At 34.5% G+C, this 13,580-nt stretch carries 9 protein-coding genes; 3 read left to right on the top strand and 6 right to left on the bottom strand.

Going from position 1 to position 13,580, the window contains the following annotated elements:
• Positions 1–15: 15 nt before the first annotated feature.
• The 6 genes from MIDI_RS02945 to MIDI_RS02970 form a co-directional block, all read right to left on the bottom strand.
• On the bottom strand, positions 16–1,197 hold the full coding sequence (locus tag MIDI_RS02945) for an MFS transporter (protein ID WP_013951096.1): 1,182 nt from the start codon (positions 1,195–1,197) through the stop codon (positions 16–18).
• Positions 1,198–1,246: 49 nt separating this feature from the next.
• Positions 1,247–2,461, bottom strand: a complete 1,215-nt coding sequence (locus tag MIDI_RS02950) for an amino acid permease (RefSeq protein WP_013951097.1) — start codon at positions 2,459–2,461, stop codon at positions 1,247–1,249.
• 572 nt (positions 2,462–3,033) lie between these two features.
• Positions 3,034–3,996 carry a peptidylprolyl isomerase gene (locus MIDI_RS02955; RefSeq protein ID WP_041185416.1) on the bottom strand — a complete coding sequence of 321 codons (963 nt, stop codon included), beginning with the start codon at positions 3,994–3,996 and terminating at the stop codon, positions 3,034–3,036.
• Positions 3,993–5,780, bottom strand: coding sequence for an LPS-assembly protein LptD (locus tag MIDI_RS02960; protein WP_237697422.1), 1,788 nt, complete (start codon positions 5,778–5,780; stop codon positions 3,993–3,995). The genes MIDI_RS02955 and MIDI_RS02960 overlap by 4 nt, the downstream gene beginning before the upstream one ends.
• A gap of 109 nt (positions 5,781–5,889) precedes the next feature.
• A complete protein-coding gene (locus tag MIDI_RS02965; protein ID WP_041185418.1) occupies positions 5,890–6,120 on the bottom strand; it encodes a hypothetical protein in 231 nt (76 codons plus the stop codon).
• A gap of 3 nt (positions 6,121–6,123) precedes the next feature.
• On the bottom strand, positions 6,124–6,849 hold the full coding sequence (locus MIDI_RS02970) for an aminotransferase class IV (RefSeq protein WP_013951103.1): 726 nt from the start codon (positions 6,847–6,849) through the stop codon (positions 6,124–6,126).
• Between the two features lie 104 nt (positions 6,850–6,953).
• Between MIDI_RS02970 and rsmA the strand changes: the two genes are divergently transcribed.
• The 3 genes from rsmA to MIDI_RS02985 all read left to right on the top strand — a co-directional run bounded on the left by rsmA (position 6,954) and on the right by MIDI_RS02985 (position 13,534).
• Positions 6,954–7,769: a 16S rRNA (adenine(1518)-N(6)/adenine(1519)-N(6))-dimethyltransferase RsmA gene (gene rsmA / locus MIDI_RS02975; RefSeq protein ID WP_013951104.1), complete on the top strand. Its 816-nt coding sequence runs from the start codon at positions 6,954–6,956 to the stop codon at positions 7,767–7,769.
• 17 nt (positions 7,770–7,786) lie between these two features.
• Entirely contained in the window at positions 7,787–10,243 is a 2,457-nt protein-coding gene (gene mutS / locus MIDI_RS02980) for a DNA mismatch repair protein MutS (RefSeq protein ID WP_013951105.1), read from the top strand.
• Positions 10,244–10,414: 171 nt separating this feature from the next.
• Entirely contained in the window at positions 10,415–13,534 is a 3,120-nt protein-coding gene (locus tag MIDI_RS02985; protein ID WP_013951106.1) for a flagellin N-terminal helical domain-containing protein, read from the top strand.
• The last annotated feature ends 46 nt before the right edge of the window (positions 13,535–13,580 follow it).

Consider the following 13,580-nt stretch of genomic DNA (forward strand, 5'->3'; position numbering starts at 1 on the left):
ACTTTAAACGCAGTGTTATGAGGTTACATTACTGGGTACAGTTATATTTCTGATAAAAAATTTATTAATCATTAAAATAGATAATAAAATTAACGCTAAAATTAAAGCTGCTGGGATTACTATCAAGCCTTTGCTTATGCCGCCGAACTGTTCAGTAAATATACCTATTAAAGTGTGAAAAACTGTTCCAAATATCATAACAATCATATTACAAGCAGCAGACGCAATGTCAGCTAGTCTACTATCAGTATAGTCTCTTACTTTACCCAAAATAGGTATCTGATAAGCTGATAATAAACCTATTGCGAACATTAGGAAATACAAAATATATAAGTTACATTTTCCAGAGAATACTAATAAAAACGATAAAATCATTATTATATTAGAAATAAAAACCACTTGAATATGAGATTTAGTTTTGCCCGTAATATAACCAACTAAAGCACTACCAAAACACATCCCTAAAAATATTATGGATGGCAAAATGCTTGCATGGCCTCTATCAAATCCATAAAAAGACTCAAAAAACAATGTGCCCCAAGCATCAGCGAAGCCTTCAAGAGGCCCAACCATCAACCCCGCTATAAAGCTCAATACTACTACTCTAGAATTACAAAAAATACTTTTTACATCTTGCCACATCTCTCTAATAGAAAAGTGATATTGCTTATCTTCTCCAGAAGTCTTAGGTAAAACGAAGTAAAGTAATATCGAAAAGGCAACGCCAATTATAACAAAAGCATTAATTACTGTCTTCCAGCCATAAACAGAAACCAAATAGTCAATTGGCCTTCCACCGTACATTGCACCAAGCAAACCAATAGTTACACTCATTCCAACTAAGCTAGTAAATTTTGCTTCACCAAAACCGGTCTTAACAACTTTGAAAATCCCTAATACAGAAGCAGAAGAGGCAATACCTAATAGTAACCTACCCAAAACAGCATTTAAAAACAAGCTGCTATATAGTAAAGGTAATAACCCAACAGAAGTTAACAATACACAAATTGGAATAACTTTTTTGATGGAAAACCTATCTATAAGTAGTCCAATTGGGATATGCATAAGTGTATAACCTATATAATATATGCCAGAAAAGAGCCCGATTTGAGTCACATTTATATTAAAATCATTGATAATATTCGGCATACCAATATTAGGCAATACTCTTAATATATATTGGTATGCATAAAACATTGTGGCAAAAAAACCAAGCTGACCAAACTGAAATAAACTTATTCATACTTTAAATACCTTTATAAAATATATTAATTATTTCCATCAGAATAATTACTATTCCAAGAACTGCAGCAATAGATCTAATAAACTTCGATGTCAATATACTATAATGTAATTTATTTGTTTTTATTTTTTGCAATAAATAAAGCGGCAACAGTACTGCTATTATCACTAGTATCATACCCGCAAAGCTTAACATCTTAATAAAAGCATCAGGCACAACAAGGGCGATGAACAAAGAGGGGATGAATGCTAACAAAAGTGATTTTACCTTAACTGGAAAACTTGCACCTACCCTTCCTTTATTTAAAATATCTTCCCAGGAATTCATCAAGCCCATACCAACACCTAACAAAGAAGTAAGTATTGCCAAAATAGAAAGGCACCAAATAACAATTTGCATATAAGTTATATTAGCTATTTGACTCAATTTTAATATCATGCTCCCTACATCAACCAAGCTATTAGTCATTAAAGAATAAAAATAGGGATCATAGTTATTTATAACGACTAATATGACAACAAACCACAATATATAAGTGATTGTTGGGATGAAACTGCCCCAAAAACATGCTTTTTTCAGTTTCGAGCTATCCTGCCGACAATATTGTACTAAAGTTGCAAAAATTGTCTGATATCCAAATGAAGTAAAGAGTATCGGCACCGCTAATCTCAAGTCTTTAAAAGCGCCATCACTCATACCTATAGGTACAGTAGTCCAATCCATAACAATCAACAAACCAAAAATTATTATACCTATTGAAAATAAAAGCGCATAAAAAAGCATTCTATTAATACGGTCAATAAGGCCCATAGAAAGGCTTAGCGTTCCGATTACAGAACAGGTTGACAAGAAAGCTATAACTTTAAAGTCAAAATCAATACCGAAGTCTATGAGCATCTTCTGAATTACTGAAGAAATACCATAAATAAATACTGCTAAAAGTGAATATGAGATTATTTTTATACTTAAAATCCCAAGAAGCTCTGCCCCTTTACCAGAATACAGTCTGCCTAACCTACCAAGAGCAAGTCCCTGCCCAGCTTGCAAGCTAAGTTCTACGCTGACTAACGATGTATAATAAGTTAATAACCATATAGTCAACATTAAAGTAATACTGTAAAAAATTCCAAGGCTAGCTAATATTATCGGCAATGCCAACACACCAGATCCAATTGCAGTACCCGCAATTAAACAGACCCCGCCTACAGTCCTATTCATATTCAAACCTAAAGAAATTAATCAAAAAAACATTAAAAAAGACGTGCACTAGTAGGGACAAAACACAAAAAAACAGCAAACCTCGAATAGGCTAAGAGATATCTATAAAATAATGAAAACAATAATCACGGTATTCTATAAAAAAATACTAATTATGCAAGTATATTTTTATGATATTACTGGCATCGCCTGGTAATTATAGACGGCAATAAGAGGGCGTGATATCTTCGTAGTAAAATGGGAATAGAAATGACAATCAAGTGTAAATATTGCAGCTCCAGCGAACAGGTGAAGAATGGCGTGGTATATGGTAAAATCTCCACGCACCATCACAAAACAAAAGCTGGGACCTCATTGTGGTAGAATCAAAGAATTCTTTAATAGGCATTATCTAGCCAGTTTTAATCGAAGAACAAAGTGCTATAGCAAATCCCTGAGGATGCTTTGCACTACTCTTGCCCTCTTTTTCCACAGAGGGCAATTTGCTGGATTTGAACTCTTATCTGTAGGATATTAGGCAACGCCTTAGCGTACTCCTTTTTGCCTCAGTTATACTGCTGAAAATCGGTACACTAAAATTTTCTGATCTCTACAAATGCATTCTGCTTTATTTCACTCATATAAGCTTTTGCTCCGGTATTAATTTTTTTCATTTTTAAGAATGCTTCTATCTCTTTTTTCTCTTGTTCCGTTGGTATAACACCGAGTTTTTTTGTGACAATGTCTTGTCGATCTAGTACCTTGAATATCATTACATTATTTTCTTGCTCAATAGGCTTGCTGATTGCGCCAGGTTTTAGGTTTTTTAGTGCTTCTATGGTTGTAGGAGTTAATTGTGATAACTGTACCCACCCTATTTCTCCGCCGTTTTCTTTTGATGGGGCGACTGAAAATTCCCGTACTAAACTCTTAAAATCAGCACCAGAATTGAGAGCGGAAATAATATTAGCAGCATAATTTTTGCTACCAGGATTATTAGGTTCAATATTAAATACAATTTGGGCAAGTTTTAGGCGAATATCGTTATTGATTTTTTGATATTTGCGCATAATTTCAAATTGCTCTTTTATTTCTTGCTCAGAAACTTTAACATTATCCGCAAATTCATTCTTTATGATTTTTGACCATAGAATATGGGATTTGAACATCTTTTGTAATTCTTGTTTACTAACTTGTTTTTTTTGCAATTCAACAATTAAATTTTCTGCAGTTAAGTCATTTTTAGTAGCAAGATCTTCGATTACCAAATCCAACTCTTGATCGCTAACCACTATGCTTTGTTTAGAAGCAGCCTCTTCAAGCAACTTTTCATCTATTAATGCATAAAGTACTTGTTCTTTCATCTGTTTAATGTTGATTTTGGCAGGATCTATATTATTGAGCACAAGTGAAGCATTTAATCTCTTATTGAGCTCGATTATCGTAATAGGTTCATTGTTTACTATAGCTGCGATGCTTGAGTTATTAAGAGAAAAGGCTGTGGTTGAACTTAAAGCCAAACAACAAACTAATAGAAAAACTTTTATAATATTCATAACTTACTAAAAACTGGCACGCCTACCTTAATTACGTATGTAACAGATGGTTTCAAATCTTTTAACTTTGTGTGATCTCTGTTTATAGCAAAATCAACTTTTAAGCAATCATCTTTATAAGTTAATCCTATACCATCCCTTAATAATTTCCTTTTATCCTCAATACCTGAGCCAGATGAAAACTTTTGACTATTTAGCTTAATTTTAGCATCAAGGTGTAGCCACCACTTCTGGTAAAAATTAAAACCAATATATCCTGAAACCTCCTGCTGGAACAACCTTTCATCTGCCTGACTCTTATAAGCATAGCTAAGCCCAAGACCAAGCTTATTGAACTTCATTATAGAGTCGATCTCATGCTGCACAATTTTAAAATTTCTATGATCAAACCACACCCTATTTACTATAAAAGTATTTTGATTTAATTGCAAAGAAGCATTTAGTATACAATTGTATTTCTTTTTGTTGGCTGCTTGATGATTTTTCATATAAAGGCTACTTCCTAGAAAAATATTTAAAGCGTCGATTGAAGTATTTTTAAGAAAGAAGTTAAGTCCGTAGTCAAAGCGTGAAACTAAATCAGAAGATTCCCAGTCTAAAAACCTATTAGGAGTTAAAAAATTACTTTTTCGTATCTCTAACAGCTCAGTTTCTTGAGAAAAAAATTTGTTAGAAGTTAGCATCAAAGCAGCGATCGGCTCTATTATAATTCTATCTTTATAGTCAGAAGCTAGCATCTCATATCCCCATCTGATTTGAGAATAGGGAATAACATTAACAAGGCTTATATATTTCTTGTTAATTTCATTAATATTATTATACTGGTGTAAATAGGTATAAATTCCATTTTTTATATTAAATTCGTGACCTTCGCTGGTAACTATTTGATTGCTAAAATTAATGTCGTTCATTAACCTAGTATCATGATCTTCCGATCTAGTTATTATATTATAAAAAGCTGAATTTAATTCCATTTTGGTGTTCATAAACTCAATAGGATATAACTGTTTATATCTAATTAGGGGGAGCGCACTAGGCGTGATTTTAGGATTATAATCTGGCCTTAAATCTTGAAAGGAAACAGCTTCTAAAGAAATAAAATGTGATTTTCCAGTACGATTTACTGACTGATTGTTAACATAAAGGCAGGAATTTAAGATGTCCTCATTAGAGAGATGATATTTTTTCAGATAGGTCTTGCTTTCATCAAATAATTTGCTGATATGGACTCCATAATTAATATTTCGATTGAATAATCTGCCTTTAAAATCACCATTAACTTTAATATTACTACTTAATTCTCTTTCTTGCTTAGAATTTTTTTGATTAATGAAACTAGCATCTACTTGGTATTGGCCATTTTTTAGCAAATGCCGAAATTCTAGTTTGTATAATGTTGGTATTGTAGTACTAAGTATAGGAATGAAGGTTGCATCCATATTAGGAGCGAGCCTAAAGTAATAAGGAACTTCCACTCTTAAACCCATTTCTCTCGATATATCCACATTTGGTTTTAAGAAACCGCTTTTGGGTTTAGCTTTGGAGGAGGGCAGAGATAAATAAGGAAGGTATAAAATAGGTCTATCTAAAAAGTCCAAAGTGGCTTTTTTTAAAATGATTTCGTTGTGGTTGTTATCAATTTCCAGTTCCTCAGCACGTATTTTCCATAATAGCTTATCTTTTATTATGTCATTAGAACAGTTGACGCAAGGAGAAAAGGTAAAGTTTTTTACTCTCTTGTTGCTTTGATTAATAAAACCTTCATCAGCAGACCAAGTGAGCACTTTTTTTGAGCGACCTTTAATATTAGTTGCATACACGTTGTGAAATCCTAAATCTGAAGTTAAGTAGTCAAAATTATAGATATCACCATTGGGGTCCTGAAAAATTACTCTACTTGTCGCAATAACTTTTTTCCTTTTTTAAATAAACAATTTTAGACGCAAACAATTTTTTTCCTTCAAAAAATAATTGGGCATTACCGCTGGCAGTAATTGATTCATAATCTTTTGAATAAGCGATATTATTAGCTTGAAGTGAGGCCATAGGTGTATTAGCAAATCCTTCAGTTAATGCGAATATTTGGTATAAAAAAAATACTAAAGATAATAGCTTTTTTATCAATTACTAAGCTCCAACTATTTTATTGTAGGTATAAATAATATTTTCTAATAAAGTATCAGCAATAGAAAATTCAAAAGATTTTTTGTGTTCGTGACTATAAATACTAGCAACTTTTAAAATTCCAATAGCTGTACCGGTCAAAAATGCTGCTTGAGAACCTCTTAGATCTTCGACTTTAAACCTATTTTCTCTCACCTTTAGATTTAATTTGTAGGCGACCTCGTTAATAATTGTCTGTCGAGTAATCCCGTTTAAAATTGCATCATCAAACCCATTTTTTACAGCTTCATTTTGTATGATAGTTGCCATCATATATAGGCCGGAAGCTTTACTATGTACCAGTGCTACACTCATAGGAATTTTTTTCCATTTAGAGATTTCTAATCTGAGACCTGCACCCCACTTTCCCTCGCTGATAAAGGAATCACAAGCAATGATAGCTGTATGTATTTTACAAGCTAGGTTATTCATTTTGATTAAGTTAGTAGTGATCTCGCACAGCAATTCTATAGGATACAGAATACTACAACCCACGGCTTCAGCAGATTTCAACAATCTCCTGTAATGTTCCAATTGCTTAAAGGGCTTCTTATTATATATCCTTATGCCTTCAAAGAAAGCACCTGCGTAATGTAAAGAATGGGCTGTCAAAAGTATTTTAGCATTCTGCCATTCTATAAATTCGCCGTTCCACCAAATATATCCATTTATTTCTTCGGGTGACACCATAAAAAAATCTTTTATAAGTTGCTAAATTTTCCGTGAAAGTTTAGAATACACTCACTCCCAAATACTATATAGCTTCAAATCTAGCAATTAACTTATAGTAAAATATGAATTATGTAAAAAAGATAGCTGCAGATTATAACATTATTCCAACTAAAAAATTGGGGCAGAACTTTTTAATAGATGAAAGCGTTGTGGCAAATATTGTTTTTATGGCAAACGTTAGTGATGCTACAGTGCTAGAAATTGGTCCTGGGGTTGGGAGCTTGACAAGAGAGTTGCTCAAGGCAGGTCCTAAAAAAGTTATAGCGATTGAATTTGATAAGAATTGCATTACAGGTTTGGAATTATTAAAGAATCAGTATCTAAATTTAGAGACAATAAACGCGGATGCCCTTAAAATCCAGGAAGAGGATCTCGTTGCAGCTAACGAAAAAATAAAAGTAGTGGCTAATCTACCTTATAATATAGGAACTGCGCTACTAATCAAGTGGCTAAAGAAAATTAATCTATTTTCTAGTTTTACATTGATGCTACAAAAAGAGGTGGTTGATAGAATTGTTGCTAATAAAAGCACTTCAGCTTATGGAGGCTTAAGCGTCATATGTCAATGGCTCTGTTGTACAGAAAAGTTATTTGATATACCTGGTGAAGCTTTTTGGCCCGCTCCAAAAGTTACTTCTTCAGTGGTAAACCTGATACCTCATAGTAAACCTCTATATGATTGCACTTTAGAAAAGCTTGAGCCCTTCTTAAAAATGGCTTTCGCTCAAAAAAGAAAAATGCTGCGTAATAACTTAAAATTAGCTTTTAGGGAGGAGGTAAGTAAGATTCTTGAAGAATACGGAATTTTACCGACTGCAAGAGCTGAAGAACTCTCTATAGATCAGTTTTGTAAATTGGCTAATTTATCTTATAAATAATAATTTTGTGTGCGAATATGAATAATTCAATTTTTAAAGAAGTGGAGTGCAATAACGCAATTACTCCGATGATGCAGCAGTATTTGTCAATTAAGTCCCAACATAAAGAGCAATTACTTTTTTATCGTATGGGTGATTTTTATGAGTTATTTTTTGAAGACGCTATAATTGCAGCTCCGATTCTCGACATAGCCCTTACCAAAAGAGGACAGCAGGATGGACAAAATATCCCGATGTGCGGTGTACCATTTCATGCAGCTGAGATATATTTGCAAAAACTAATTAAGAAAGGATTTTCAGTAGCTATTTGCGAGCAACTCGAAACTCCGCAGGAGGCAAAAAAAAGATCCTATAAGGCAGTAGTAAGAAGAGAAGTAGTGAGGATAATTACTCCTGGTACTCTTATGGAGGATGTATTACTTAGCCCTAAAAGTAACAATTATTTAGCAGCTATCACTAGTTTTAAAGATAATATAGCAGTCGCTTGGGTTGAAATTTCTACAGGTGAATTTAGTGTATCCTCGATTAACGAGAGCGCAATTAGTGCTTTACTAAGCAATTTATCTCCTCAAGAAGTAATAGTAGATGATATGCTGCTTAAAGATGAGCAAATACGTGACACTTTATCTGTGTCAAATTTTGTTACACCAAAGCCGCACAGCCTGTTTGATTTGAAAAGAACCCAAGCTAGGTTATTGAACTTTTTTAAAATTAACTCTTTAACAGGTTTTGACCATTTTACCCAACAAGAAATTGCGGCAGCTGGTTGTTTATTAGAATATATACAGTACACTCAAAAACGTAGCCTACCATACTTATCGAAGCTAAAAAGAATTAATCAAGACGAGTTTTTATTAATTGATGCTAAGACAAGAAAGCATCTTGAGATAGAAAAAAATACTTTAGGAAGCAAAAATAATAGTTTATTAGAAGTACTCGATAAAACTGTTACAGCAACTGGAGGAAGGCTTCTATCCAGACAATTGAATTTCCCTTTAATTGATGAAAAAACGATTAATCAGCGCTTAAATGCCGTAGAAGTATTTTTCAATAATGAAGAATTAAGGGTCGCCTTAAGAAAAATAATGTCGAACTTCCCTGACGTTGAGAGGGCGCTATCGAGAATTTATTCAAGAAGGTGTGCTCCTAAAGATTTAAATGCAGTAAAAGAAGGGTTATTCGTTTCAAATCAAATAGCGGAACTGTTACAGTATAATAAGGAAGATTTAAATGATTATTTAGAATCGCAGTTACCGCAATTAGCCTTGTTTCATGATTTAATAGATCAATTGAAAGAGGCTTTAAATCCAGAATTGCCGGCAAACATTAAAGATGGTGGTTATATAAGATCTGGATACTCGCCTCAATTAGATAATCTTATAAATTTTAAAAACAATATTAATTTAAAGATAGGCGAGTTGTGCGATCAATATCGTTTTGAGACCAGAATTAATAACTTAAAAATACAAAGAAACAACGTTATAGGCTATTTTGTTGAAGTTACATCATTAAATAATAATAAAATTAATTCTGAGAAATTTATCCATCGTCAATCTCTGGGAAATGTTACTAGATATATTACCGAAGATCTGAAAAAATTAGAAAGTGAGTTATTAGTTTGCGATGAAAGGGCGCTGCAGCTGGAGACAAGCATATTTGAAGAGCTTTGCGAACTAATTATTGCAAAAGCAGACAGTATAGTGTTATCAGCAGTGACTATTGCTCGTCTTGATTTTTTAGCGTCTATGGCAGAGCTCGCCAAGCAAAATAATTATGTTAAGCCAATAGTTGATAGCGGAGAAAATTTTATTATTAAAGGAGGAAGGCACCCGGTGGTTGAGCTATTAATGCCAAAGGGAGAATTTACGACTAATGATTGTGCATTAGATTCCAACAATAATTTTTGGCTAATGACTGGCCCTAATATGGCAGGCAAAAGTACTTTTTTAAGACAAAATGCTGTTGTTGCAATTATGGCTCAAATTGGTAGCTTTGTTCCAGCAGACGAAGCTCATATAGGGATAGTAGATAAAATATTTAGCAGAATCGGTTCGGGCGATAATATAGCCTCGGGTCAATCAACATTTATGGTTGAAATGCTTGAAACTGCTTATATTTTGAATAATGCTACTAAAAATTCTTTAGTGATATTGGATGAAATAGGGCGTGGTACCTCAACATATGATGGTCTTTCTATCGCCTGGTCTGTTATTGAGTATTTGCATAATACCAACCAGAGCAAGGTGTTATTTGCAACTCATTATCATGAATTAAATTCACTTGAAGAGACACTATCGCGCCTTCAGTGTTATAATATGCTCGTGCAAGAATGGGATGGTAAAACGGTCTTTTTGCATAAAGTTGCAAAGGGTAGAGCTAATAAATCCTATGGTATCCATGTCGCGGAACTATCTGGTATGCCGAAAGAGGTAATTAAGAGAGCTTACGAAATCTTGCAGCAGCTTTCACAATGATTTTTTATTTCTTATAAAACAATAAGATAAGTTACATGTTGGCATTATTGTAAAAATTAACTTGAAGTTGTTTTTGGCCTTTAATACAATTTTTGTATAGCTCTTTTAAGAGTTGGTCAAAACCAAGGAAACAGTAGTTTTTAAGCAATAAATTCCAAATAGGAGGAAAAAATGGCGACAATTTCAATTGGTGGTTACGATACTAGAGGTATTGGTACCCTTTTAAATAATTACGCGGAAGCAAATACTGCGATTACAAAACGTTTATCTACCGGTCAGCGCGCTTCGGCTGCCGAAGATCCAGCAAAAGACTCTCTTGCCGCTAGGATTGAAAAGACAGTGGTAATGTTAAGAGCGGCTTTAGATGGTACAGCAATAGCTAAGTCTGTAGGAGAAGTTGCGGAAGGGGCTGCAACTCAAATTCTAAGAAACGTTCAAACTCTTTCTGAACTTGCAATTCGTGCAGCAAACACTGTAAGTGAACAAGATAAAAAATTACTTGATTCACAATTTCAAGGAATTATGGCAGAGACAGATCGTATAGCAAAAACAACAAAGTTTGGTGATCAAGTGCTTCTGAACGGTTCGTTAGAAGGCGGAAATAACTTAGAAACAGATATAACTGGTGTTTCTGATGTTACTAAATCTTATAGTTCTTTAACTCACTCTTTTAATAAACCAGATAATATTGAAATTAATGGTATCATTATAAAAGCAAACCCAGCTGATGTTATAGCAAAAACAAACGCAGCAATTGATGCTATAGTAGGTAAGGCAACCGGCGCGGATGCTGCTACAGCTAGGTCAGCAGCTGCTGCCGAAGCTGCCGTTCAAAAAAGCACGATTGATGCAACAGCTCCTCTCTCTCAACCAGTTAAGGATGCTGCCAAAGCTACAATTGATGCAGCTATAGCTGCTTCTAATAGCCCTGGTATTGCAGATGCTGCTGCTGTTCAAGCTGCCATATCTGGATTTAAGGTTGATCCCGCTTCTAGATCTACCGATCCTGTTAAGCATGAGATATTATATGCTGCAGATCAAGCTGTTATTACTTTAAAAAAGGGTACTGCACAAAAAGTAGATTTATTCAAGTTAGAGGAAATCTACATAGATGACACTAATAAGAAGGATGTAACTTTTGGTATTGATGGTACTGCTACAAATACGGATGCTGATATTAAAATAAGTAACGTAGCAGGTTTGGATGCAAAAGGAAGAGCACAAGCATTTGCTGATGCAGTTAGTGTTAATCCAGTTTTGAGAAATACTTTCAAAGCAACAGTTGTTTCCGTTGGTGATGGGGTTGATGAAGCAAAATTAATCTTAAATAGAACTTCTACCGGACATCCAGGTGGGGTATCATTTAAGGCTAGTGTGGATAAAGGTAGTGCTGATTTAGCTGCTCAAGTTAAGTCATTGCAAGTTGGCGCAGGTATTATTGAAGTATCAGATAAGAGTTTAGCAGCATCTTATTCTGCAAATAATTCTGTTATTGTAGGTGAGCAGATTACTGTAAATGCTGACCTTGCAGATCTTGCTACTAAAGTTGCTGGGTTATTTCAAAATGCTACTACAACAGAATTTGCATTGCAATCTTCAAGAGATACAGCCTCAATGTTATCTGCAACAGTTAAGTCCGCGGATCCTACTGCAGTTGATTTTAAATCTAAAAGACAAGGTAGTGCTGGTAACTTTTTACTGAAAGATTTAAATGTTGGAAGCGCTGATTCTGCTCAATATGATAATGTGGCATCGGTTGGTTCTCTTGGTGTTGGCAACGTTTTTGTGTCTGGTGGCGTGAAAGCTGATGCTTTAATTAAATCTGTGGGAGGGGCTGTTGCCACGACTGGATTTGTTAAAGTTGATAATGCAACTTTAGTTGAAGGATCAAAAATTAAATTTGGTGGTAGAGAATTCACTTTAAGGGGACAAATTAAAGATCCTAGCTATGAGATACAGTTAAAAGCTGGCGATCCAGTTCAAACTTTAAAGAATATAGCTGTATTTTTGAATTCTTCGAGTGATCCAAGTTTGTCTAATTTCATCTTTGAAACTAAAGCTGTTGCTTCTTCTTCTGGAACAACTGTGGAAAATCAATTGAAAATTAGTAGCAAGGTATTTTCTGCTGATTATAATGACGCTATTATGACTATAGAAGAGCCAGTTGTGACTGCATCTACTACTACGACTGCTACGCTAAAGCTTGCTGATGGCTTTGCTGATGGCTTAGATCTTTCAAGTATAAATGATAACAAAGACTTTTTAGGACAACTCAAAGGCTTTAAAACATTTTTCGAAGGTTCTAATAGAGTTAAGCTGCAATTATCTGTTGGTGACTACATGTATGAAGGAATAGTTGAAGATACTAATCCTATTATGGATACCAAAATCATTATGCGATCAAATAAAGATCTTGGAGGTTATTTCACAATTTCTTTAGGCGGTGGCCGTGGATTTGATGTTAATTCTGCTGATGATGCTGTTAAGTTTGCTGCCTCTATGGATATGGCATTTGAACAATTAGAGTTCTATCAACAAAGGGAAATTTCTAGCTTTAGCCCAAATCCAGGCTCAAGTGTTGATAATATGTCGGCTTACTTAGTGTTACCTGGTTATGCTGCAGACCTTAATGTAGTTTCAGTTGAAGCTGAGAGTGCACAAGCTACTGGCGATGCGTCTATTACTGTAAAAACCAGTGATGGTAAAGTGTTTAAAAATAGGGCAGGAGTTCTTGGTAGCTCTACAAACGTTGGTGAGAAAATTGAACTTGTTGAAGAAAGAGACAGTAATTCAAAAATAGTCTTGATTTTTGGTAAGGACGTCGATTTTACAAACGATGCAAGCACTGAACGCTTTCAAACTGATTTAGTTTCTGCATTCAAGGCTAACCTTTCGCCAATGCAATTCCAAGTTGGTGAAGGTGAGGATGACATCATCTCAGTTAAGTTTGCTGACCTGACCGCTGATACCTTGTTCAAGGGTGAGAAGTTAAGCATAGGAAGCACTAGCGAGATGAGAAAGGCTTCCAAGGTTCTTAATGATGCGCTAATGACAGTAATTTCTGCGAGAGCTAATATCGGTGGATTACTGCAAACGCTTGCGGCGTCTGCATCTGCTCTTGAGCAAAATATTATAACAACTAACTCTGCTCTTGATGTGATGAAAAACGCTGATATTACATCTGAACTTGCTAAATACACTGAAAACTCTAACAAGATTGAAGCTGGTGCTTATGTACTAAGCAGCACCCGCGACAAATCCGCTAGATTAATCCAAGTATTGTTTAGATAAGCTACTTAAACTAAAGATAAAGCCACTTCTATTGGAGGTGGCTTTG

This window comes from Candidatus Midichloria mitochondrii IricVA, assembly GCF_000219355.1.
Taxonomy (GTDB): Bacteria; Pseudomonadota; Alphaproteobacteria; order Rickettsiales; family Midichloriaceae; genus Midichloria; species Midichloria mitochondrii.